The sequence below is a fragment of the Thermotoga caldifontis AZM44c09 genome (assembly GCF_000828655.1).
GTDB classification, from domain to species: Bacteria; Thermotogota; Thermotogae; order Thermotogales; family DSM-5069; genus Pseudothermotoga_A; species Pseudothermotoga_A caldifontis.
Genome location: NZ_AP014509.1, coordinates 1,098,846 through 1,121,800, shown reverse-complemented (window position 1 = coordinate 1,121,800; position 22,955 = coordinate 1,098,846). Strand labels below are relative to the sequence as shown.

Annotated in this window: 24 protein-coding genes and 5 tRNA genes; 10 read left to right on the top strand and 19 right to left on the bottom strand. The window is 52.6% G+C overall.

What is annotated here, in order from left to right; genetic code table 11:
• Position 1 precedes the first annotated feature (1 nt).
• Positions 2 to 77: transfer RNA gene (locus tag TSP01S_RS05650), tRNA-Thr, on the bottom strand.
• A gap of 78 nt (positions 78 to 155) precedes the next feature.
• Here TSP01S_RS05650 and TSP01S_RS10300 point away from each other — a divergent pair.
• The 6 genes from TSP01S_RS10300 to TSP01S_RS05625 all read left to right on the top strand — a co-directional run bounded on the left by TSP01S_RS10300 (position 156) and on the right by TSP01S_RS05625 (position 1,014).
• On the top strand, positions 156 to 299 hold the full coding sequence (locus TSP01S_RS10300; RefSeq protein WP_171816805.1) for a hypothetical protein: 144 nt from the start codon (positions 156 to 158) through the stop codon (positions 297 to 299).
• A gap of 59 nt (positions 300 to 358) precedes the next feature.
• Positions 359 to 433: transfer RNA gene (locus TSP01S_RS05645), tRNA-Gly, on the top strand.
• Positions 434 to 510, top strand: a tRNA-Arg gene (locus TSP01S_RS05640).
• A gap of 6 nt (positions 511 to 516) precedes the next feature.
• A tRNA-His gene (locus tag TSP01S_RS05635) sits at positions 517 to 593 on the top strand.
• A 7-nt stretch (positions 594 to 600) separates the two neighbouring features.
• Positions 601 to 676 (top strand) — tRNA-Arg (locus tag TSP01S_RS05630).
• A gap of 74 nt (positions 677 to 750) precedes the next feature.
• The gene (locus TSP01S_RS05625; protein WP_041078505.1) at positions 751 to 1,014 is read left to right on the top strand and encodes a stage V sporulation protein S; all 264 of its coding nucleotides are present in this window, start codon (positions 751 to 753) and stop codon (positions 1,012 to 1,014) included.
• A gap of 41 nt (positions 1,015 to 1,055) precedes the next feature.
• Here the strand turns inward: TSP01S_RS05625 and TSP01S_RS05620 are convergent, their stop codons facing one another.
• The 8 genes from TSP01S_RS05620 to TSP01S_RS05585 all read right to left on the bottom strand — a co-directional run bounded on the left by TSP01S_RS05620 (position 1,056) and on the right by TSP01S_RS05585 (position 9,362).
• Positions 1,056 to 1,634 carry a lysine exporter LysO family protein gene (locus TSP01S_RS05620; protein WP_041077168.1) on the bottom strand — a complete coding sequence of 193 codons (579 nt, stop codon included), beginning with the start codon at positions 1,632 to 1,634 and terminating at the stop codon, positions 1,056 to 1,058.
• Positions 1,631 to 1,891, bottom strand: a complete 261-nt coding sequence (locus tag TSP01S_RS05615) for a LysO family transporter (RefSeq protein ID WP_041077167.1) — start codon at positions 1,889 to 1,891, stop codon at positions 1,631 to 1,633. Before TSP01S_RS05615 ends, TSP01S_RS05620 begins: the two co-directional genes overlap by 4 nt.
• Before the next feature lie 80 nt (positions 1,892 to 1,971).
• Complete coding sequence (locus tag TSP01S_RS05610) at positions 1,972 to 2,961, bottom strand: LacI family DNA-binding transcriptional regulator (protein WP_041077166.1); 990 nt, start codon at positions 2,959 to 2,961, stop codon at positions 1,972 to 1,974.
• 3 nt (positions 2,962 to 2,964) lie between these two features.
• Positions 2,965 to 4,803, bottom strand: a complete 1,839-nt coding sequence (locus TSP01S_RS05605; RefSeq protein ID WP_052463517.1) for a beta-galactosidase — start codon at positions 4,801 to 4,803, stop codon at positions 2,965 to 2,967.
• Positions 4,804 to 4,814: 11 nt separating this feature from the next.
• Entirely contained in the window at positions 4,815 to 5,645 is an 831-nt protein-coding gene (locus TSP01S_RS05600) for a carbohydrate ABC transporter permease (RefSeq protein ID WP_041077165.1), read from the bottom strand.
• Positions 5,642 to 6,511 (bottom strand): carbohydrate ABC transporter permease, encoded by an 870-nt coding sequence (locus tag TSP01S_RS05595; protein WP_041077164.1) that lies wholly within the window; start codon positions 6,509 to 6,511, stop codon positions 5,642 to 5,644. Before TSP01S_RS05595 ends, TSP01S_RS05600 begins: the two co-directional genes overlap by 4 nt.
• Positions 6,512 to 6,555: 44 nt before the next feature.
• Positions 6,556 to 7,779: an ABC transporter substrate-binding protein gene (locus TSP01S_RS05590; RefSeq protein WP_041077163.1), complete on the bottom strand. Its 1,224-nt coding sequence runs from the start codon at positions 7,777 to 7,779 to the stop codon at positions 6,556 to 6,558.
• A gap of 242 nt (positions 7,780 to 8,021) precedes the next feature.
• Positions 8,022 to 9,362, bottom strand: coding sequence for an alkaline phosphatase (locus TSP01S_RS05585; protein WP_041077162.1), 1,341 nt, complete (start codon positions 9,360 to 9,362; stop codon positions 8,022 to 8,024).
• A gap of 109 nt (positions 9,363 to 9,471) precedes the next feature.
• Here TSP01S_RS05585 and TSP01S_RS10070 point away from each other — a divergent pair, with 109 nt between their 5' ends.
• The 3 genes from TSP01S_RS10070 to TSP01S_RS05570 are packed head-to-tail and all read left to right on the top strand — an operon-like array spanning position 9,472 to position 12,471.
• Complete coding sequence (locus TSP01S_RS10070; RefSeq protein ID WP_052463516.1) at positions 9,472 to 10,659, top strand: glycerol-3-phosphate acyltransferase; 1,188 nt, start codon at positions 9,472 to 9,474, stop codon at positions 10,657 to 10,659.
• Between the two features lie 3 nt (positions 10,660 to 10,662).
• Positions 10,663 to 11,604 (top strand): YbgA family protein, encoded by a 942-nt coding sequence (locus TSP01S_RS05575; RefSeq protein WP_041077161.1) that lies wholly within the window; start codon positions 10,663 to 10,665, stop codon positions 11,602 to 11,604.
• Between the two features lie 36 nt (positions 11,605 to 11,640).
• On the top strand, positions 11,641 to 12,471 hold the full coding sequence (locus TSP01S_RS05570; protein WP_041077160.1) for a DUF4382 domain-containing protein: 831 nt from the start codon (positions 11,641 to 11,643) through the stop codon (positions 12,469 to 12,471).
• A 23-nt stretch (positions 12,472 to 12,494) separates the two neighbouring features.
• On the opposite strand, the gene TSP01S_RS05565 is transcribed toward TSP01S_RS05570, so the two are convergent.
• On the bottom strand, positions 12,495 to 14,501 hold the full coding sequence (locus TSP01S_RS05565; RefSeq protein ID WP_331708037.1) for a S9 family peptidase: 2,007 nt from the start codon (positions 14,499 to 14,501) through the stop codon (positions 12,495 to 12,497).
• A gap of 48 nt (positions 14,502 to 14,549) precedes the next feature.
• Here TSP01S_RS05565 and TSP01S_RS05560 point away from each other — a divergent pair, with 48 nt between their 5' ends.
• Positions 14,550 to 15,116 carry a pyruvate kinase alpha/beta domain-containing protein gene (locus TSP01S_RS05560; RefSeq protein WP_041077158.1) on the top strand — a complete coding sequence of 189 codons (567 nt, stop codon included), beginning with the start codon at positions 14,550 to 14,552 and terminating at the stop codon, positions 15,114 to 15,116.
• A gap of 31 nt (positions 15,117 to 15,147) precedes the next feature.
• On the opposite strand, the gene TSP01S_RS05555 is transcribed toward TSP01S_RS05560, so the two are convergent.
• Genes TSP01S_RS05555 through ftcD form a run of 9 tightly spaced genes read right to left on the bottom strand, consistent with a single transcriptional unit; the run spans position 15,148 to position 22,909 of the window.
• The gene (locus TSP01S_RS05555; RefSeq protein WP_041077157.1) at positions 15,148 to 15,327 is read right to left on the bottom strand and encodes a hypothetical protein; all 180 of its coding nucleotides are present in this window, start codon (positions 15,325 to 15,327) and stop codon (positions 15,148 to 15,150) included.
• A gap of 4 nt (positions 15,328 to 15,331) precedes the next feature.
• Positions 15,332 to 16,696: a glucuronate isomerase gene (uxaC, locus tag TSP01S_RS05550; RefSeq protein WP_041078499.1), complete on the bottom strand. Its 1,365-nt coding sequence runs from the start codon at positions 16,694 to 16,696 to the stop codon at positions 15,332 to 15,334.
• A 14-nt stretch (positions 16,697 to 16,710) separates the two neighbouring features.
• Complete coding sequence (locus TSP01S_RS05545; protein WP_041077156.1) at positions 16,711 to 17,775, bottom strand: alanine/ornithine racemase family PLP-dependent enzyme; 1,065 nt, start codon at positions 17,773 to 17,775, stop codon at positions 16,711 to 16,713.
• A 10-nt stretch (positions 17,776 to 17,785) separates the two neighbouring features.
• Positions 17,786 to 18,673 (bottom strand): GTPase Era, encoded by an 888-nt coding sequence (gene era / locus TSP01S_RS05540; RefSeq protein ID WP_144380638.1) that lies wholly within the window; start codon positions 18,671 to 18,673, stop codon positions 17,786 to 17,788.
• A 2-nt stretch (positions 18,674 to 18,675) separates the two neighbouring features.
• Complete coding sequence (locus tag TSP01S_RS05535; RefSeq protein WP_041077154.1) at positions 18,676 to 19,062, bottom strand: cytidine deaminase; 387 nt, start codon at positions 19,060 to 19,062, stop codon at positions 18,676 to 18,678.
• A complete protein-coding gene (locus TSP01S_RS05530; protein ID WP_041077153.1) occupies positions 19,028 to 20,329 on the bottom strand; it encodes a hemolysin family protein in 1,302 nt (433 codons plus the stop codon). The genes TSP01S_RS05535 and TSP01S_RS05530 overlap by 35 nt, the downstream gene beginning before the upstream one ends.
• Before the next feature lie 18 nt (positions 20,330 to 20,347).
• Positions 20,348 to 20,797: a 23S rRNA (pseudouridine(1915)-N(3))-methyltransferase RlmH gene (locus TSP01S_RS05525; RefSeq protein WP_041077152.1), complete on the bottom strand. Its 450-nt coding sequence runs from the start codon at positions 20,795 to 20,797 to the stop codon at positions 20,348 to 20,350.
• Complete coding sequence (gene hutI / locus TSP01S_RS05520; RefSeq protein ID WP_041077151.1) at positions 20,787 to 21,986, bottom strand: imidazolonepropionase; 1,200 nt, start codon at positions 21,984 to 21,986, stop codon at positions 20,787 to 20,789. The genes TSP01S_RS05525 and hutI overlap by 11 nt, the downstream gene beginning before the upstream one ends.
• Positions 21,983 to 22,909, bottom strand: coding sequence for a glutamate formimidoyltransferase (ftcD, locus tag TSP01S_RS05515; protein WP_041077150.1), 927 nt, complete (start codon positions 22,907 to 22,909; stop codon positions 21,983 to 21,985). Before ftcD ends, hutI begins: the two co-directional genes overlap by 4 nt.
• Between the last annotated feature and the right edge of the window lie 46 nt (positions 22,910 to 22,955).

Below are 22,955 nucleotides of genomic sequence, written 5' to 3'. Positions count from 1 at the left end.
GTGGAGCCAGCGAAGGGATTCGAACCCCCGACCTGCGCATTACGAGTGCGCCGCTCTGCCTGCTGAGCTACGCTGGCTCGCACATGTTGCCTCGATTATTATACATCAGAGACCTTCACAGATCAAGGGGAAACGGTGCTCAGGGACCACCATCAATGAGTGAAGCGTGCCGCGTTCTGGCTGGAAAAACTATAGACGAACTGACCTTCATAGAAGACATCTCGGTCACAGAAGTGATGAAACACGGAGATCTTCAATCCGGCGGGTGGATCGAAACGCATCCGATGTGTGGCTTTTGAAACCTGTGCAAAGGACCTTGATTTTTCTGAATCTCGTAGTAAAATACATGGTGGTAAAGGCGGGTGTAGCTCAACGGTAGAGCATCGGCCTTCCAAGCCGAGGGTTGCGGGTTCGAATCCCGTCGCCCGCTCCAGCGCCCGTAGCTCAACAGGATAGAGCATCGGACTTCTAATCCGAGGGTTGTGGGTTCGACTCCCGCCGGGCGCGCCAGATGTGGTGACCATAGCTCAGCACGGTAGAGCGCCTGACTGTGGATCAGGTGGTCGCGGGTTCAAGTCCCGCTGGTCACCCCAGAGGAGCGCGCCTGTAGCTCAATGGATAGAGCGTCGGACTTCGGATCCGATGGTTGCGGGTTCAAGTCCTGCCAGGCGCGCCAGTGCGCCCCTCGGTGAAAAAACATTGCTGAATACAACGCTGGTTAAATGGGTTGTTGAAAAGGAGGTAGAAGTGATGGAAGTACTGAAGGTAGCATCAACCTCGAATCCGAACAAGGTGGCTGGAGCGCTCGCAGGTATGATCAGAGAGCACGGGAGGGCGGAACTTCAGGCGATCGGTGCTGGTGCTGTGAACCAGGCAGTCAAGGCAATCGCCATCGCAAGGGGCTACCTGGCACCGAGTGGGATCGACCTGGTAAGCATTCCTGCCTTCACCGATGTCGAGATCGACAAGGAGACAAGGACCGCCATCAAGTTCATAGTCTTTCCAAGAAACTGAGCCGAACCGCAAGCCCCGCGAACGCGGGGCTTTTTATTTTCTCAGCGTGAAAACACGAGGAACAAATTGACCATGACAGGTACGAGCATCGTCACGATGAAACCGTGCGCGAACGCCAGCAAGGAAGTTTCTCTGTCTGTGTAGTGGCTTATGGGGCCAAGCAGTGTGTCCATCGATGTTGCGCCTGCGATCGAAACCACGGCGTTTCTCGAGTACTTCGAAAGGACTGGGGTCAGAACTATCGCGTACAGCTCTCTCAACACGTTGGAAAAGAACGCGATCGCACCGAGCTGTGCACTGTGAACGTTCGACACGATGACGGCCGACAGACTGTACCAACCGAACCCAGATGCGACAGCCAGGATCTCAGAAATTTTCAGGGAAGAAAATAACGAAAAGATCAGCGCCCCCGAGTAAGTTCCAAGTACCGTTCCGACAACGGTGAGCAAGACTTTGAGAGCCACATCGAAACGGAGCTTTTCCTTGCTCAGGTCCACGCCCACTAAGAAGATGATGACGTAGAGAACCACGTTGACTGACCAATCTGGAAGCCTGAAGCCGGTGAACCTCCCCACCAGCACGCCGACCACCACGGAACTCAACAAAAAGAGTGCCATCATTTTCTCAACACCTTCTCTAAGATCACCGCGAAGACGAAACTTCCCAGCACCGCGAAGGTGGAAATCAGGAAGGCTGAAGATAGGATACTCTCAAGTTTCACAACCACATCTTCGTTCGAACCTATCTCCACACCCAGTGCAAAGAGGAGAAGGAAGGTCAAAACGATGAGCACCCTGTACTTTCTGATCCAGTCCGTCTTCAAAAAACGTCCAAGAAAGAAACCCGCAAAGAACAGCAGGACCAAAAAGAAAAGCACAGCTCAGAACACCTCGCATCCTCAGGTCGATCTCTCATGAACTTCTTCCTTGCCCGTAGTTCTGCTGAGAAATGAGTTAGTCACGTGCTTTCTCTCACGATCAATTCTACATCGAGAACCACCTGTTTTGGATCGGTTCGAAGATTCGAAAGTCTCTCGTAGAGCATTTCGAAGGCCACGACACCCTCAAGGAATTTGTCAATTCTAACCGTCGTGAGTGAGGGCTGAACGAACTCGGCGTAGGAGATGTCGTCGTAACCAACGACCGCCACATCTTCGGGCACCCTCCTTTTGAGCAGTCTCAGAGCCTTAAGGGCAGCGATGGCGAAGACATCGTTGAAGCAGAACAGAGCGTCGAATTCGGTGTCTTTCAGTTCCATGATCTTGTTGAAGGCAGATTCGTAGCCTTCCTCGATCTCGACCATCATGTAGGGTTGCAAACCGTACTCGGACATGGCCCTCACGTAACCTTCGTACCTCATGCGTGCCACGGACTTGTACATGAAACCGTTGAGCATCAGGATCTTTCTTCTGCCTCTTTCCAGCAGGTGCCTGGTTGCCAGATAACCACCCTTGGCATCGTTCGAGTAGACTTCATCGAGTTTGGCACCCTCGAAGTGCACTCCAAGGATGACGAATGGATAGTTGAGCTTGACGAGCTTTTCTATGTCCTTGCTGTCGAACTGGGTGGGGGAGATGATGATGCCATCGACACGCTTTTGCAGGAGCGTTTCGACCGCCTGCAGCTCGTTTATGTAATCTCTCTCTGTGTTCATCAGTATCACCTGATAACCGTACTTGCGTGCACTCGTCTCGATTCCTTTGAACACTTCCGCATAGAATGGGTTGGAACTGTCTTCAAACACCACGCCTATGGTTTTTGTGGTGCCTTTCCTGAAGAGTACGGCATCGGAATTCCTTATGTATCCAAGTTTCCTCGCGATCTCGAGAACCTTCCTTCTCGTTTCCGCACTCACGTCGGGTTTGTTGTTCAAAGCCCTTGAAACCGTGTTCACGGAGACACCAGCTTCTTCGGCTATATCTCTTATCGTGATGAAGCGTTTGGCCAAGGTTCAAACCTCCCGCCTTTCGAACGGTTTCAAGTTGATTTTTCCTTTACCCGTCCAGACCACGCCCTCGCGATCACTGACGTTCAGAAGAACCAGCTTGTCCGAAAGCTGCACAGAATCGATCTCATCACCGACGAATTTCGCTGGCAGGATTCTTCCGAGCAGTAAAGTGTAGAAAAATTCATCGAAGACTGTCGCCACATAGTAAGCGTTCTGATGCTTCGTCACACACGGTAAACCGACGAACGGGCCTGCCCTGAAAGACCCCAGGACTTCCGCATCTTTGACAGAAATTTTATCACACCACAGAGTCCCACAGAGGTTCAATCCAAGAACGTTCACATCCAGCCGATCGGCACCGGCGAAGTCCACGATCTCTATGCCAAGAAATTCCTGAAGACCGTGTGGAAATTCTTTCCGCAGCCAGTTGTATTCGTCTTTGATGGAACTCATGCACGTGATCAGAACATCCCCGCGGAAGGCTTTGACTTTCTCGATGAAACTCTCCGGCAGGTACATCGCGTACGGCACGATCAACAGCTTGTAAGGATCGATGTCATCGTTTTCGAACACGAAGTCCACGTTGTAGCCGAGCCGTCGAACTGCCCTGTAGATCTGCATGATCGCTTCCCAGTAGTTGAAATTCCGATTCAGATGGTTTATCCTGTGGATCCATGCGTTTTCGTAAGAAAAGTAAATGGCCACTTCCCTTTCCGGTTCAACGATGCCTTCGGTCTCAATCTTAGCCTGGGCAAATTCTGAACACCTATCTGTCTTTCTACCTGCGTAGTCCAGCAGTGCCCCGTGGTACTGTTCGGCACCCCACCGGATCTGGTCGAACCTGAACACGAGTACTCCGAGAGCCCCGTGCAGGTGAGCCTGTTTGATCCAGAGCTTCACGAACCCATCGGGATACTGTTCGTTGACGATCTTCCAGTTGACCCTTCCCGGTTGTTGTTCCATCACGAGGAAAGGCTTCTTCTTCAACGATCTCATCAAGTCGTGATTCGCCGCCTGTCTGAGAGGCTCGTAAACCTTCGTCGGAACGTAGTTGTCCCAGCTGACGAGATCCAGATGCTCGGAAAGTTTTCTGTAATCGATGTCGAAGAAATCCACCATGAGGTTGTGGGTGATCGGTTTGTCCGAGTACCTTCGAACGATCTCGCTCTGCATGTTCATGTAGTCTATGTACAGATCGCTCGAGAATCTGAAGAAATCGAGCATCAGGTGGGGATTTTCGAACGCAGGGGTGTTCACCGGCAGGACTATCTCGTCCCAGTCCATTACCGTCTGGCTCCAGAACTTGTTTCCCCACCGGTAGTTCAGCTCGTCTATGGAACCGTATTTTTTCTTCAACCACTCGATGAACGCCTTCCTCGTCGACTCACAGTAGCACAGGGTCGTGTCGTGGCAACCGAACTCGTTGTCTATCTGCCACATGTCCGCGTACTGGGAGAAATGTTCGGCGTATTTTTCAACGATCCTTTTCGAATACTCGCGGTAGGTCTCGTTCGCGGGACAGTAATGTCTCCTGCTTCCTGGACCTTTCTGCCTACCGAATTTATCCACAGGCAGGACTTCCGGGTGCTTCTTCGTCAGCCACAGTGGGGGAGCCGCGGTCGGCGTTCCAACGATGATCTTGATCCCGTTGTCTTTCAAAACCTTCATTGCTCTTTCAAGTTTCGAAAAATCGTACCGGCCTTCCTCAGGTTCGACGACGGACCAGGCGAACTCGCCAACCCGCACCCATTCGACACCGATCTCCTTCATGATCTTCACGTGCCGTTCCCACTCGGATTCCTCCCAGTGCTCCGGATAGTAGTCTGCACCGTAGATCTGCATCCAACCCCTCCTCATCCTTTAACGCTACCCAGAGTCAGACCCTGGATGAAGTATCGCTGGAAGATCAGAAAAACTATAACAGGAACTGTGGCGGCGAGCAACGCCCCAGCGGCTATGATGTTCCAGCTGCTGATCCATTGGCCCTGCAGGGTGGTGAGACCTATCGTGACGGTCTTCTTGGCGTCACTCTGGAGCAGTATCAGAGACCAGAGATAATCGTTCCATATCCAGGTGAACTCGAGGATGCTGAGGGCAGCAACGGCAGGTTTCACCAGCGGCATGATGATCTTCGAATATATCCTGAAAGCGCTCGCACCATCGATCCTCGCGGCATCGAAGAGGCTGGTTGGTATCGTCACCATGAAGTTCCGCAAAAAGAATGTGCAAAAACCCAGCTGAAAGGCAATATGGAACAGTATCACTCCGATCAACGTGTCGTACAGACCCGTCACGACGGAAAATCTGTAGACCGGAATGAGCAGCATCTGGAAAGGTATCAGCATGCCCGAAACGAAGATCATCAGAATGAGTGAACGCAGTTTGAACTCGTACCAGGCGAGTGCGAACGCGCTCAGGCTCGAAAGGAACAGCGTGCCAGCGACAGAAGCTGCAGTTACAATGGCGGTGTTCACGAAGTAACGCGCCATGCGGCCTTCAGTCCAGGCGATCTTGAAATTCTCGAAAGTCCAGGTTTTTGGAGGAGCCCAGAAGTTTCTGAGCATGAAGATCTCGTCCATCGTTTTGAAGGCGGTGAAGAACGCCACCACCAACGGGACCATCCAGAGTACCACGATGAGCGTACAGAACACGTAGAAGAAAACGGCTTTGAGAGTCTTTCTCATATCCTTTCCTCCCTCTTGAGCACGTTCAGCACGTAGACGAGGATGAAACCGAAAGTTATGAGGAACTGTATCACCGCTATGGCTGCACCGTAACCCATCCTGTAGTTGTGGAACGCCTGTATGTACATGTAGTTCGCCATGACGCTCGAAGAATAGTATGGACCACCCCTGGTCATGACGAACACGATGTCGAACGCCCTGAGCGAATCGATGATGTTGACCGTGATGGCTATCACCATGGCGGGTCTCAGTTCGGGGAGTATCACGTACCAGAACCTCTGAAACGCGTTCGCACCATCGACTATGGCCGCCTCAACGTGTTCCTTATCGACGCTCTGCAAACCTGCCAGAAAGAGAACCATCGCGTAGGGGATCTGTCTCCAGAGTGCGGCCCAGATCAACGAGTAAGTGACTATCTTCGGATCGCTCAACCACGGTTTCGCCAGACTTTCCAGCCCGATCCATCGAAAAAAGGTGTTGACGATGCCTCCAGCCGGTTCGAGCACCCAGGACCATATCTGACCTATCACGACGAACGACAGCGCCATCGGCAGATATACGAGAGATTTGTAGATCCTGTGGCCCGGATACTTCTGGTCCATGAGCATCGCGAAGAGAAGCCCGAGTGGGATCGAGAGTATGACGAAACCGATCATCCATTTGAAGTTGTTCAGCAGAGAAAGGATGAAGTAACGATCGTTGAAGAGCCTGACGAAGTTCTCCCAGCCGACGAACCTCGGCTTCGTCATACCGTCCCAGCGCGTGAAACTCGCCACGATGGTACGAAAGATGGGGTATATGACCCAGATGAAATAGAGGGCTAAGGGCCCTGCGAGGAAGAGATAGGGTGTCAGCCTCTTCTTCATTAGATCACCCCAAAACCCACGGGCGGGGCGCCCGTGGGACGGATTCACTTACCGTATATCCTCTTTCTCTCGGCTTCCAGTCTCTTCAGAATGTCACCTATCCTGTTTGGATTCTGCATGAACTCGATGAACGCGTTCATACCGACTTCGGCCATCTCCGGGTTGGTGTCCCTGTCGTAGAACTGAGCCACACCGGCGGACGCGAGGATCATGTCGAGCCCTTTCCTCGCGTGTTCGTCGGGCGGGGCCACCTCAACGTTGGCTGCGAGCCTTCCGAGATCCTTCGCGAATTTCTCCTGAGCTTCCTTCGAAGCGATGAACCTCAAGAACACTATGGCACCCTTCTTGTTCGGAGCGTTCGCCGGAATCATGAATCCGTCGATGGGTGTTTCTTCGTAGAGGGCGACGTTCGGATCGATGATCGGGAACCTGAAGAAATCGAGATCGTCCTTAACCTCGGCCGGAGCCACGTCCTTGATGAACTGTCCCATGTAGTACATGCCAGCCTGACCCCTGAACAGGAAAGTCGCAGCTTCTTGCCACTCGTAAGCCGTGTGGTTGGGGAGCAGGTATCCTCTGTCGATGAACTGTCTCCAGTATTCGAACACCTTCATGAGCTTTGGATCGGTGTACGGAACCTCTCCTGCGGTCAGTGCGATGTGGTAATCGAGCCCGTTGATCCTGAGGTTCAATATGTCGAACCATCCGGCAGCGGTCCACGGGAACTTGGTACCGATGGTGATCGGCACGATGCCGTTTCGCTTCAGTGTTTCACACACCTGCAGAAATTCATCCCAAGTCTTCGGTTCCTTGATCCCGAGCTTTTCGAACACGGATTTTCTGTAGTAGACACCCCACCAGTACCAGCTCTGTGGAATGAAGTAAATCTTGTCTTTGTACGAGCAGGTGCTCTTGAACGCTTCGGGGAAGTAGTCTTCCCATTTGCTCCCTTCGAAGACTTCCTCTACCGGGACGATGAGGCCCATCTCGGCGAAGTAACGCATCCTTTCGCCCGCGAACCAGGTGACGACGTCCGCCGTGCCTTTGGGCGAAGCGAGCCATGTTCTCAGCAAGACTTTGAAGTCTTCGTGCGCGAAGGTGTTCACCACAACTTCGTATTCGGGATACTTCTGCTGGAACATCTCCACCAGTTCTGCCAGCGCCTTCCTCGGAGCCGGGTCTGACATGTAGCTGTTGATGACGATGCGTTCTTTTGCGAAGACTAAGAGCACCATCACAGACAGGACGAGGACGAGTAGCTTCCTCATGAGAACACCCCCCTCAGTTTTGTGCCGGTAACGTTACCGGCACGATCCCACCCAAAATTAGCCATACGGAAACATCTTCTGTCAAGCCGGAGGAATCACAACTGAGGACGACCGTGTGCCATTCTTGCCGTTGAGAATCTCATCTTGCCTGATTTCACATTCTATCGTCAACTTGCTCTCTCTTTCTGTATGAGTTAACAAAAGGGTGGGCAAGAGCCCACCCGACATTTTCTGGCACGCTTTCAGTAGAGCACGGGACCTGTAACGATGGGTTCTTTCTGGATCGGATACGTGAGAGGATAACCCATCAACCGGGCGATGATCCTTGGAACGTCTGTGTTGTCCAGCCAACCGGTGAAGTGCTCAGCGCCGGGTCCGAAGGCGAACAACGGGACCGGATCACCCGTGTGATCGAAAGTCGTCCAGCCCAGCAGCGCTTTCGAGCTTACATAACGTCCAAAGGCGTTGGGCAAATCGTACGGAGTTTTCGCCGTTCTCTTTATGTTCAAAAGCTGCTGGTACTCCTCCTCGCTCATCTCTATGTCGTAGAACTCCTTAACGCCCGCGATGAACTTTTCTTTCTCTTCAACGTTGTACCTCGCCAGGAACCAGTCCGTGTTGGCCTTGAATTTCCTGAGCTTTTCAACCTCGAGCATGTACGTTCCCGTCGAAGTGGAAAGGCCTCCGGTCTCGTGGTCGGCGGTGACGATGATCAGTGTGTCTGGATTTTTCTTCGCGAATTCGAGCGCGACACCGACAGCTCTATCGAATTCGACGACTTCTTTCCACACTCCGTAAGGATCGTTTCCGTGTGCCTCCCAGTCGATCTGGGATCCCTCCACCATCAGGAAGAAGGGTTCACCATCCTTCGACAGCAGTTCGAGCGCCTTCTCCACCATCTCGTAGAGCATCGGTTGTTCCCCGGTCCTCTCACTCGCCGGAGCCAGATGGCTCGAAGCGAAGAGTGCCAGAAGTTTTCCAGACTGGACCTGCGCCATCTCGCTCTTCTTTGTGATGACCGTGTAACCACGTTCTTTCGCCAGCGCTATGAGGTCCTTTTCATCTTTCCTGCTGCTGCCTTTCATCGATGCGGGAATGAAATGTCTCATGCCTCCGCCCATGACCACATCGAAACCGCTCTCGATCAACTGCTCAGCGAGCTCGTTTTCCATGTCCCTGTCTGGAACGTGCCCGTAGAACGCCGCCGGTGTGGCATGGGTGACCCTGCACGTCACCACGATACCGACCTTCACTCCGTAGGATTTCAGCACTTCCGCGATTGACGGCACGCTTTCACCGTTCGGAAGCATGCCGATCATGCCGTTGTTGGTCTTGAAGCCACTCGCCAGGGCCGTTCCCGCGGCTGCAGAATCGGTGACCCACGTGTTCGCAGAGAAGGTCTTGACGATTCCCACGTGCTGGGCCTTCATCATGTTGAGCGGTCTGCCTTCCAGAACGCTTGCCAAGTAAACGTGGTTGAATCCCATGCCGTCCCCGATGAAGTAGATGACGTTCTTCACGTACGAGGCCATGACCACTCCAAAGACAACCGTCAGCAGGATCACCAGGAAGAGCTTCCTCACAGGACACACCCCCCTCGAAAGGTTTTCCAAGTGAATTATAATAAGCTGACCTTTAAATGCGTGTGTGAAGACTTTTAATGAATTAGAATATTAACAGGAGAGATCCTTCATGCAGTTGCTCGTTGCGGTCCTGCTGGGTTATCTGCTGGGGAGTTTTTTACCTGCGTATTTCATAACGAAGCTCGTGATGGGAATCGATATACGTCAGATCGGTACCAAACACGCGGGGACAACGAACGTCTTCAGGAACGTCGGCCTGTGGCCCGCCGTGTTCACGGCACTGTACGATGTCTCAAAAGGAATCCTTGCGTTCAAGCTGACCTCTCTTATAGGATTTTCGGAACCGATCTGTTTCACCTCCGCGATGAGCGCGGTCGCAGGTCACATCTTCCCCTTCTACCTCCAGTTCAGAGGCGGCCGCGGTGCGGCCACGACCGTTGGAATACTGCTCTATTTTCTCTGGACTGAATGGTTGAAGATCCCATTGAAAATACTGTTGTCCGATCTTTCCGTGCTGGTACTGCTCGTGATCGTTCTGTTCTTGGTGTCCAGGAAAGGAGATGTGGTGGGACTCTTCGTGCTCCCCTCACTCGCGTTCCTCGTGATGCTCAGGTTGCCGGACCGTTCCTATCTCATCGTCGTTCCGATTTTCGTTCTTCTCACGATCAATTTGTATAACATCATCAACTGGAAGTTGATCGTCTTTCACGAGAACATAAGGCCGTGGCGTGTGATCATCAGGCCCGCCGCCTTCCTGCTGCTCTTACTGGGTTCGCAGCTGCAGAAAGGCTCTTTCATGCTCCTCTTGGTCGTCCTGCTCGGAGTCTTTCTAATGCTCGATCTGGTGAGGCTCTCTCACAGGAAAACGGGCGAATTCTTCCACGACAGGTTCAAATTCAAGATGTTCAAAGAGAGTGAAAGGAAGCGTCTATCCTCGATGACTCTGTTCCTGCTCGGTGTGACGCTGAGCTACCTCTTCTTCGATAAAAACGTTGCCGTCGCGGCGTGTTCCTTCATGATCCTGGGAGATCTGGCAGCGAAGATCGTCGGGATGAGCTTCGGCAGGACGAAACTCTTTCACAAGACGGTTGAAGGCACGCTGGCGCACTTTGTGCTCTGCGTCTATACGGCGTACGTGCTCCACGTTCTGAACCTCGTACCGTTTCTGGCCGGGTTGTCCGGAGCGATCGCAGCCACGATCTGTGAAGCTTTACCGCTGGCCATCAACGACAACGTGTCGGTGCCACTCTTTTCCGGTATCGTGATGAACTTCGTGAAGGGCGTGCTGGGTGGATAGAGAATGGCTCAAGCATTTTCAAAACCGAAGGTGGTCTTCTCCGCGTGTTTGGTTTCTGAACCGGTCAGATACAACGGCAAGCGGATCAAAGACGAATTCTGCGAAAAGCTTGCCCGACTCGTTGACGTGATCAGAGTCTGTCCCGAAGTGGGTATCGGTTTACCTGTGCCCAGGGATCCCATAGTGATCGTTTTCGACGAGAAGAAGAGAGCCGTGCAGAAAGAAACGGACAGAGACCTCACCGAAGCACTGCTGAAATTCAGTGTGGATTTCCTCGACGCGCTGGATAAGGTGGACGGTTTCGTGCTGAAGGGAAAGTCTCCTTCCTGCGCACTGCGGGACGCGATCGCATACAGACTTTGCGAAAGCAAAAGATCCGTGGTGAAGACTTCGGGAATCTTCGCAGAAGTGGCGATGGAGAAGTTCCCGCAGGTTGCGTTCACAGACGAATCCGGATTGAAACATTTCTGGCGCAGAGAGCACTTTTTGTGCAGGATCTTCGCCAGCGCAGAACTCAGAGAAGCCATCGAGACTGGTTCTAAGACGGAGCTGTTGAAACTCCACGAGAGGTACAAATACCTGCTCATGGCGCACAGTCCATCGCTGTTGAAAAAGCTCGGAAAGCTGGTCTCTAATTTGAAAGGTGCGGAACTCTCAGAAATATTCTCGCAGTACAAAGATCTGTTCCGTTCGGCCCTGTCCGTCCAGCCGACGCGCGGGAAACATTTCAACGTGCTCCAGCACATCTACGGATACTTCAAAGACAGAGTCGATGAAAAGGAAAAGAGAAAACTCGTGAAACTTCTGAACGATTTCTCGTCTGGTTCGGCGAGTCTGACCAAGGTCAGACGGACTTTCATGCTCTACGCAGAGAAATTCAACGTTGAGTACCTGCTGAACCAGCGATACCTGAGACCGTATCCAGAAGAGCTGGAAGGTTTATAATTGCTCTGTTTCCTGACTGGGTGTGGAGGTGAGGGTATGAGAAAGACGCTGCTCGTTCTGGTGGGTATCACGATAGCCCTCGTGCTCGCCTCGTGTGCGCTTCTGAGCTGGTCACAGCCGAGCGTCAAAGTGTACCTCACCGACGCGGTTTTGCCCATCGAAAATGTTGAACGCATCCTCGTGACGATCGATCGCATACTTTTGCTCAGCGAAGATGCCACGGTGGTCGTCAGCGACGAGGCAACAACGGTGAACCTACTGGACCTCGTCGGTCAGGAACTGTACGTCGGGTCTGTGCCGGAAGGAACCTACGGCCAGCTGCGTTTCGAGATCTCGAGCGCCACGATCACCGTGAGCGGGACCGACTATCCTCTGCGGATCAGCTCCGGTTCGTTGAAGTACAACCTGCAGGGCTTCCACGTGACGGCGGGCACTTCCATCGTCCTGGACTTCGACCTTTCAAGGTCGATCAAGGTCACAGGCTCTGCGACGAGTTCAGAGCATGGAAACAACCCGGTCCAATACCACATGACTCCGGTCATCCACGTGCGGTACGGCCAACTGTACGACATCACGGGTCGAGTCGTGCAGAATGATCAAGGCCTTGCTCACGCACTGGTCGCGCTGTTCGAAACGCGTCAGCCGAGTCCGACCGCGGTGACGCTGACGCACAAAGCATCGGCCCACTGGCAGGCCGGTGAGTTCAAACTGTGCAAGGTGCAGCCCAGTGACTACGAACTGAAGATATACACAAACTGGCAGTCAGCGCAGGATCCTGAGTACATCTTCGAACTCACTCCGGCGACAACGCTGACCGTGACTGTAAAGGACAAAGATGTCAATCTTGGCGACATCAACATCCAGTGAACGAACGAGGGGCCTTCGGCCCCTCATTTCAAATGCTTTTCGAACCAGTCGAGGATCTCTCTCAGCCTTCTGAGTCTGTGCAAGGGTTTTCCGCTCCTGCTCAGTTCGTGGTTCTCTCCCCTGAACATCACGAGTTTTGTTTCAACGCCGTGGTACTTCAGCGATGTGAACATCTGAATGCCCTCGACGAGCCAGCATCTGTAGTCCTCCTCGGAATGGATGAAGAGGGTCGGCGTCTTCACCCTGTCGGCGTACCTCATGGGTGAGTGCCACCACAGTTTTTCGAAATCGCTCCACGGTGTTGCCAGATGCTGATCCTCCACGAAGAAGTAACCTATGTTCGTGGTCCCGAACTTGCTGATCCAGTTCGCGATGCTCCTCTGAGAGACGGCGGCTTTGAACCTATCCGTGTGACCGATGATCCAGTTCGTCATGAAGCCACCGTAAGAACCGCCCGTGACACCGAGACGGTTTTCGTCGATGAAATCGAATCGCTTCAGCGACTCATCGACAAACCGCATGATGTCTTCGTAGTCGATCGTTCCGTACTTGCCCCGAATGTCCGCAAAATCGTTCCCCCTGCCATCGCTCCCACGGGGATTGCAGTAAAGCACGACGTACCCCTCGCTCGTGAGCAGCTGCATCTCGTGGAAGAACACTTCCCCATAGACGGTCTTTGGTCCTCCGTGGATCTGCAAGATCGTGGGATATTTCTTCCCGGGCTCGAAGCCGAAAGGTTTCATGACCCAGCCCTCGATCGTCGTGCCATCGTCCGCGTTGAAAGTGAACCTTTCAGGTTTCGAAACGAACCGCTCTCTCTGCACCCACTCGTTGAACCCGCTGATCTGCCTCTCTTCACCTTCCGCGAGCTGATACACTTCCTGAAGCTTCATGTTCCTCAACCCGACGAAGAAAATTTTTCCACAAACAACGTCGAAGCCATCGACGGAACCCTTGCCGAAGGTGAGCTGTTCTATCCGTCCAGAAGGATCCATCCTGTACAGCTGCGCATCGTGCCATCGAGTGCTCACGAAGTAGAGTCGTTCCCCGTCCACCTTGAAGGTTCTGTTGGAACCGTACCTGCAATCGCTGTTGACGCTGTTGTAAAGGCTCGCGTCGAAATCCGGTGTGAGCAACTGTACCTCTCTGCTGGAAGGATCGAGCATATAGAACTTTGGATTTTCGTTGATGCCGTAGCGTTCCATGTCGCTCCCGGCGAAGACGATTTTTTCGCTCATGAATTCGGCAAAGACGTATCTGAACCTTTCGGCGTGTGTGAGCAGGAGCGAACGGTGCTTTTCGGCATCGTAAAGGTAAAGATCGTTGCTTCGTCTCATAACGTGCTCGAAACGGTTGGCGATGTAAAGGATCAAGTTTCCATTCCTGCCTTCAGAGAAGTATTCGATGTTCGAAAATTCGTCGCTGATCGGTACGATCTGCTGGCTTCTGAGATTGTAACTGTAGAGCCTGATCCTTCTTTTGTTCGTGAAACCAGAGCCGTTCGACCAGAAGGGTATCTCGTCCAGAACCTCGTAATCTTTTTCGTCCTTCAGTGCCTTCAACGCTTTTTCTTTCTCTTCCTTCGACAGCAGCCAGAAATCTTTCAACCTGTGATCGTACACAGCGGTGAAGATGATCGTGTCATCGTTCAGCTTTTTGACCTGCTTGATGAAGAAAGGCAACTCGAAGGCTCGTTTCGCTTCTCCACCCGCCACGTCGATCGTGTAGAACACGGTGAGTGGTTCTCCGTTCTCTTTTCTCTTCTGATCTTTCTCGTCCCTCCAGGAAACGAAAAGAAGCTGCGAATCGTTCAGCCAGACGGGAGAGCTGTCACGGTTCGACGAGGCCAGCTGGAACAGCCTCCTCGACTCGACATCGTACAGCCAGATGCAGGAATCGTAGCCGTTGTCCTGAAGGTTCATCCCGTGGACGACGAAGGCGAGTTTCGTGGCGTCTGGAGAGAGTGCGAGATTGGAAATGAACCTGAACCTGGTGAGATCGTCCAGCTTTATCTTCTCCAACGAGTCCACCTCCAGTTGGTTCGCATTTGGTACTATTATAGCAGGGAGGTAAGGACGATGGTGCTGTTCAGGACGGCCGGCGAAGAGAACACAGAATCAACATTGAGAATCGCGATCGAAGAGGCGTTGAAGACGGATTCAAAAAAGTTGCTCATAGCGTCGTCACGAGGTTACAGCGCCCAGAAAGCCCTGGAAATGGTTCCAGAGGGGATCAGGCTCATCGTCGTGACACACCACGTGGGCTTCAAAGAACCGAACTTCGATGAGTTTCCTGCGGAATTGAGAAAACGACTGACGGAAGAAGGTCACACCGTACACACTGCAACGCACGCGCTTTCGAGTGTGGAGAGAGCGTTCAGAAGACAGTACGGAGGCGTACACGCAGCCGAGATCGTCGCCGATGCGCTCCGTTTGATCGGTCAGGGTTTCAAGGTGTGTGTGGAGATCGCGCTGATGGCCGCCGACGCTGGGCTTGTCAGGTGCGACGAGTGGGTGGTCGCGTGCGGCGGTTCGAGCAAAGGTTTAGACACGGCCGTGGTGTTGAAGCCGGCGAACTCGTCCAGGCTGTTCGATCTGAGGATCGGAAAGATCCTGTGTATGCCTTCCGAGTACGTGGAACGATGAGGAAATCAACGGTCACTCTTTCTCTCACCGGCTACTCCTCGTCGGACTTTTCTTCTTGCCTGGGTAATTTCGAAAGCTTCACCGCGATGTAGTTCTCATTTTTCTCGAATATAGCGAAGCGGTTTCTGTTCTTCACCACGATTTCGACGAGATTGTAACCCTCGTTCAGTTTCGCTTCAATTTTTTTCTTGTCCTTCTCGCTGAACTGCATTCGCTCATCTCCCAAAGAAGAATTCCTTCGGCCTCGAATAACTCAGCTCACGGCAGAGTTCGATGGCCTCACCCAAGGGAATCTGTCCGCGCTCCACCATCGTGCCAACCACGTCGCAGAGGACCCTCCTGAACATCTCGGTCCTCGATCCGTAGGACATGAGTTTTCTCGAGTCGGTGACCATACCGACGAAGTTGCTCAGAAGGTCCACCGACGCTATGTATTCGAGGTGCCACCTCATGCCGAAGGGACTGTCGTTGAACCACCACGGTGCGCCGAGGAAGACGTTTTCGAAGGCCCTGGCAATGGTGGCCATCACCGGCAGATAGCTCGTGTCCATGCAGTACAGAACGATTCTGATCTTTCCATCGAAATCGTTGAAGAAATCCTTCATGCCTCTCGCCACGTCGACGAACCCCGCTATGATGTCTCCACCACTGTCGGGTCCAAGCCTCTCGAACAACTTGATCCTGTAATCCCTCATCGCGCCTATGTGAAGTTGCATGGCCCAGTCTTTTTCGCTGTTCATCTCGGCGAACTTGTACATCATGTAGGACTGAAACTTCAGATGCTCTTCGTAGGACACAGGTTCTTTAAGAGCCTTCTCGAAAATCCTCGATGCCTCACCCTCGCCGACCCTGTGAACGATCGGCTCGAGGAGTGCATGATCGCTGCAAACGCAACCGAGCCCGGCAAAACGATCGTGCGTCTTCTTCAGAGCATCCAAGAAAGTGGAAAGGTCAGTGATCGAAACGTTCGTGCGTTCCTCGAGCTGGGAGACAAACTTTTTGAAGTCGGGTGAATGAACCTTGCAAAACCTGTCCGGCCTCCAGGTTGGCAGTATCTTTATACCTTCGACCCTCTCGCGTGCGAGTTCATGATAACGCAAATCTTCCGCCGGATCGTTCGTCGTGCACATGATCTCAACGTTCATGTCCCTCAAGAGTCTCTGAGGCTTCATGTCATCGCTCTGCAACTTTTCCTTCGCCTTGTTCCAGATGATCTGCGCCGTCTCTTTGGAGATGATTTCGTTGATAGAAAAACGCCTTCTCAAATCCAGGTGTATCCATTCGTAGGTCGGATTGCCGACGAACTTCGGAAACACCTCGGCGAGCGCCAGCCATTTTTCATAGTTGCTCGCTTTTCCCGTGATCTTTTCTTCCGGGACCCCTCTCCTCCTCATCAGTTCCCAGACGTAGTGATCGGTGGCGGCTTCGACTTCCCATATGTCGTTCCATCCTTTGTTCTCGACGATCTCTCTGGCGTCGCTGTGGTTGTGCGCATCGACGATGGGAAGATCCTTCACCAGTTGATAAAGCTGTCTCGCCGTCTCACAGCTGAGGAGATAGTTCTCATCCAGGAACGCCATCACTCTTTCCCCCTTCAGACGTAGACTTTCTCCACATGCGGACAGTTCATCGCCCTCAAGAGGGCCGCATAACTCAACCTGAAACGCACCGTGTCGCCGACACGGATGGGCCTTTCCACGTCGGTGATGTCCAAGATCGTGTGGTCGCTCGATGCGTGGATCACGACGGCTCCCCCATCGAGGGGTTTCAGATGATTCGGCACGGTGTCCTGCTCTCCGAGCGCTAAGATCGCACGCTTTCGCCAGCCCCTGTCCACGAACACGGGACGCCTTCCGAAAGCGTCGAACCCTGTTTCACCAACCGGAACGGACGGTTTGGTCTTCACTTCGATCACTTCGGCTTCGAGAATGAAAGCATCCTTCTCCAGCCATTCGATCTCCCTGTTGTTCGTCACGTCCGTGCCGAGATATATGGCTTCTCCCACTCTGAACTGGTTCACACCCTCGGGGAGTCTTCCTTCTTCTATCAGTTTGAGCGCAGACGTGTTTCCGCCAGAAACGATCGGTAAGGGTCTGCGGACTATTTTTTCAACACGGTCTCTTATGCTGAGCAACGTGCGCATGTTCTCTTCGCTCGGTAAAACGCCACCGTAACATCCGAGGTTCGTCCCGACACCACAAACCTCGGCCCAGTCACAGATCCTGACGGCCTGCGCGATCTCTTCCACCGCGTACTCGTACCATACACCTTCTCTCAGATCTCCAACGTCCACCATGTAGATCAGCTTCACCCTTCGCTTCTTCTCCCGACAGAGCTGCTCAATCTTCTCCACCACTTCCAGTTCTGAAACGAGAACGTACTCACACAGATCGACAATCCTACCGAGTTCGCTCACCTGCGGAATCCTCAACATCATGAACGGTCCATTTATTCCGTCGGATTTCATCCGTTCGATGTTCTGGATCCTCGAATCGGCTATGGTTCGAACGCCCGATTCACGCAACACTCTGGCGATGTTCGGATCACCCAGAGTCACCTTCGTGACGGCCACGAGCTCTATACCCTGGCCGGAAAGGAGTTCGATCAGACGACGCGTGTTCGTGGCGATTTTGGAGAGGTTCACGTAAAGTGTGGGCAAGCCGTTCACCTCACTGGAGATCGTCTTTCATGCCTACCTCGTTCAGTATTATGAAATCTTTGTCCCTCCAGTTCTTCTTGACCTTCACGTGCAGATCGAGATAGATCTTCTTTCCGACCAGCTGTTCCATTTCGATCCTGGAGAGCGTGCCGATCTGTTTTATCATCCTGCCATCTTTGCCGATGAGTATTCCCTTCTGCGAATCCCTCTCGACGTAGATGGTCGCGGCGACGTACAACACTCCGTTATCGCGCTCTGTTATCTCATCCACGATCACCGCAACGCAGTGTGGCACTTCGTCTCTGGTGAGCAGGAGCACCTTCTCTCTTATGATCTCGGCGAACTGGAAAGACAACGGACGATCGGTCACGGTGTCCGGTGGAAAGTACATGGGTCCTTCCGGCATGGCGGCCTTTATGGCTTCGAACAGTTCCTGCACGCCCTCATTCTTAACGACGCTGGTGAAGAAGGTCTTTTCGAAATCGTACTTCTGACGGCCCAGCTCTGCCAGATGCTCGTAGTCCTCTGCAAGGTCTATCTTGTTGATCACCAGAAAGCTTCTATTCTTGGATGCCCTCAACAGGCCTATTATTTGCTCTTCAGGTTCTCCAAAACCTTTCGTGGCATCCACGACGAAGAGTATCAGATCTACCCCTTTCATCGCCTGCACGGCAGCTTCCACCATGAAATGTCCCAGTCTGTGCAGAGGTTTGTGGATGCCCGGTGTGTCGATGAAGATTATCTGATGTTCTGCGTCTGTATAGACACAACGTATACGGTTGCGTGTGGTCTGTGGCTTTTTTGTGACGATGAGGACCTTCCTTCCCATGAAACTGTTTATCAGACTCGACTTACCCACGTTCGGCCTTCCGACGACTGTTACGAAACCGGATTTCAAATTCATCCCTCCCTGAGTTTGAACGCGTACGGTAGAAGTTCCGAAACTCTCGTCTTCACGGTGTCACCGTTCGTGTTCGCCAGTATCACTTCAAAATCTCCAAACTCGCTCATCACCTGTCTGCACGCCCCGCACGGACTCACAGGAGAACTCGCGTTCGCAACGACAACGAGTTTCTCAAACTGTGTTTCACCGGCGGCCACCGCGGTGAACATTGCCACCCTCTCGGCGCACACGGACAGTCCAAAGGACGCGTTCTCAACGTTGCACCCGACGAAAACCTTTCCCGACTTCGTCAGTAAAGCTGCACCAACCTTGAAGTTGGAATAGGGTGCATACGCCCTTCGCATGGCTTCAATCGCCTTTTCGATCAGTTCCTTTTCGCTCATCCGCTTCTCTCCTTTTTATTGTCATCAGGACTCTGTCTATCTTACTCTTCGTTGCCGCAACGATCTTGAAGTGAAAACCATTCACATCCAGTTCTTCCCCCACGCTCGGAATCCTCTGGAACTGTTCAAGCAGATAGCCAGCGAGTGTTTCGTGCTCGGTGGGCGGGAACTCAACGTCGAGCTCTCTTTCGATATCGTTCAGGGGCGTCGTACCCTTCACCATGTAACTGTTTTCCGAAACCTTCCTGATGTTGCTGGTCTCGTCGTAGTCGTATTCGTCCATGATCTCACCGACGAGCTCCTCGAGGATGTCTTCCAGGGTCACTATACCAGCGGTGCCACCGAACTCGTCCACCACGATCGCCATGTGCATCTTTTTCTCCTTGAATATCTTCAACAGCGTGCTGACTTTCATGGTATCGGGAACGAAAATGGGTTCTCTCATGATCTCGGAAACCTTTTTGTTCCTCGCCACGTCCCAGCCCAGCTGTTCCACCAGGGTGACGGCGTCCTTGACGTAGCAGATACCCACTATGTCGTCGATGTCTTCCCTGAAAACGGGGATTCGAGAGTAACCTTCCTCGTTCACGAGTTTGAAGAATTCCTCTACCGTTGCGTTTTCGTTTATGGCCACGACATCCACCCTGGGTGTCATGATCTCCTTTATGTCAGTCTCGCTCATCTTGAAGGTCTGCTCCACGATCATGCCTTCCTGCTTACCGATCGTACCACCCTCTGTCCCCACATTCACCGCGTTGATTATGTCCTCGCTCGTTATGAAAGGCGCATCCTCCATGGCCTTTCCACCCATCAGTTGGACCACAAGGTTGCTGATGCGCAGCAACGGACTGATCAAAGGAGACAGAAGCCGATCCAGCAAGCGCAACAGCGCATCCACCCGCTGATAAACCTGTTCTGCGTACTCCCTGGCGTAAATCTTCGGTGATATTTCACCCACGACGAGCACAACGAAGGTGACGAAAATCGTTCCGATCACCGCGACGAGTCCCTCGTTGAAGTTTCTGAACAGTCTCACGAAGAGCAACGTTGCCACCGACGAGAGCATGAGGTTCACGAAATTGTTCATGATCAGAACCGCTGTGAGCATTCTGTTCACTCGATGGATCGATTCCTGCTCGTTTTTCTTGATCAGTTTCAGCCTGCTCAACGACGTGAGCGCCGTTTCCGATGCGGAGAAAACTGCCGAAAGCGCCAAAAGCAAGATCATTACGAGCAGTTGCAAGAAACTACTGTACGGGTCTTCCACCAGTTACTCACCTCCAGTTCAGTAATGATACCTCTCGTTGTTCAGGATTTTAAAGCTTCTGAACAGTTGTTCTAAAAGCACCACAACCGCCAGTCTATGCGTCAGCGTCATCCTGGAAAGAGAAAGTCTTTCGTTCGCCCTCGCCTTCACACTCTCATCAACGCCCATGGGCCCGCCCACCAGATAGACGATCCTGTTTCTCTTACACAAAAGCTCAGAAAGATGGTTGGCGAAAGAGATCGAGTCGTAGCTCGTACCGTGTTCGTCGAGAAGCACGAGGTAATCGTCGTCGCGAAGCATTTTCAGAACCTTCATGGCATCTTTTCTCAGCAGAGATTCGTCCTCGATGCTCTCGTGACCGAGCTCCAGCAGATCGATGTCCACGAATCGGGAGAGCATCTTCATGTATTCTTCAGCGATTTTCGCAAAGTTCTTCATCTTTCCCAGGACCCAAACGTCAATTTTCAAACACCTGACCCCTCTTGATGACCACTCTGGGTCTCAAACCGACCAGGTAGGGTAGCGTCAAAAGATCTGCATCGTCGTAGAGGAGCAGATCCGCCTGCTTGCCAACTTCGATCGTGCCAAGCCTGTCAGCCAGGTTCAGTACACAGGCCGCATTCAACGTGAAACCGGTCAGCACCTCTTCCGGTGTCATCTTCAAATGCCTCACAGCCAGATGCATGACGAACGAAGGTTCAAGCGTTGGACTCGAGCCAGGGTTGAAATCACTCGCGATCGCCACAAGAACGTTCGAATCTATGAGCGCACGTGCAGGTGCGTAGGCCTCGTTCAAATGAAAGCTCGTCGCGGGCATCAACACCGCGATGGTGCCCGATCTCGATAGCATGTCGATCGCTTCTTCGTCAACTTTTATGAGATGGTCTGCGGAAACGGCCTTCAGCTCGGCCGCGAGCTTGCTCGCCCCGATGTTGGAAATCTCGTCAGCATGAACGCGCAACCTGAAACCTTTCTCCGCCGCTTTGCTGAGAAACGTCCTCGCCGATTCGACGCTGAACGCTCCAACTTCGCAGAATATGTCCACGTATTCTGTGTAATCTCTGACCTCATCGAGCATGTCTATCAGCTGATTGATGTACTCCGCTTCATCCACATCCTTTGGAACCGCGTGTGCTCCGAGAAAAGTGGCGACGATATCCTGTGGAACCACTCTCGAAAGCGCACGGATGATTCTCAACTGCTTCAGCTCGCTCTCTCTATCGAGCCCGTAACCGCTCTTGCACTCCAAAGTGGTGACACCTTTTTTCAGAAATTCTCTCAGAAACTTCAGGTTGAACCTGACGAGTTCACGCTCCGAAGCTTTTCTGACCTTCTCCACAGTCTCGAACAATCCACCACCAGAGCTGTGGAGCTGCAAATACGTTGCCCCACCGACACGCTTGAGAAAGTCGTTCTCCCTGAAACCGTAGAAGGGAATGTGTGTGTGACAGTCCACAAAGCCCGGCACGACGAGGTCCGCTTCGAGGAATCTGACGAAATCCCTCGGCTTCGACGTGGAAATATCGACTATGATGCCGTCTTCGATTGAAACATAGACGTTGTTGAAGACCTCGAGTCTGGACATGTCCTGTCCGGATCTTGGTTTGTTTCCGATCGGTGTACAGAGCTTCTTCGCACCAACGACGAGCTGTATCATTGACCCACCTCTTTCAACTTGTTCGCGAGGATCTCGATGATCTTGGTCTCTATGATCCTGTTCGCATTGAAATCATCGAGCTGCAGATAAAATTGCGCGACGTCCAGCATCGCTTGTAGTGGCACCATGCCGATGATCTCCGTACCGACGACTGGCACGCCGTATCTCTCTGCTTCGCGCTTTATCGTCTCGAAAACTCTGAAGAGAGGACTCTTCTTGTAGTTCGTCATGTTCATGGATACCTGCACCATACCCTTCTCTTTCAGATCAACGGCGATCGCCTTGACGTATCTGTAGCCACCGCTTATGTGCCTCACAGCCTTTGCTATCTTCTCTGCAACCTCTATTCTCGTCGTCCCAAGGTTCACGTTGAAGGCTATCAGAAACTCCCTCGCTCCCACAGCGGTCACACCCGCCGTTGGATGCACCTCATCCGGACCAAAGTCTGGCTTCCACATGGGATCTTTTATCTTTTCAAAGAAGCCTTCGAACTCACCCTTCCTGATGTCCGCAAGATTCTCTCTGTGCGGAGCCGTCGCGGACCTTTCGTACAAAAACACAGGTATCTTCAGCTCTTCCCCAATTCTCTTACCGAGCTTCTTCGAAAGCTCAACACATTCCTCCATCGTGACGTTCATGACGGGCACCAGCGGGATGACGTCCGTTGCCCCCATCCTCGGGTGCTCTCCTTTATGCACTCTCATATCGATGATTTCTGCGGCTTTCTTCGTCATCCTGAACAGGGCCTCGAGGAGCGGTTCTGGCGCACCGACCAGCGTCACTACGGATCTGTTGTGATCCGCATCCATCGACCAATCTAAAATCCAGACGTCTTTAATACCCTCTGCCTGAGCGATTATCTCTCGAACGACTTCTTCCCTTCTTCCTTCGCTGAAGTTTGGAGCAGACTCCACTATCTTCACGCTGTTCACCTCCATCACCAACGTGATTATACTCGAAAACGGTGTG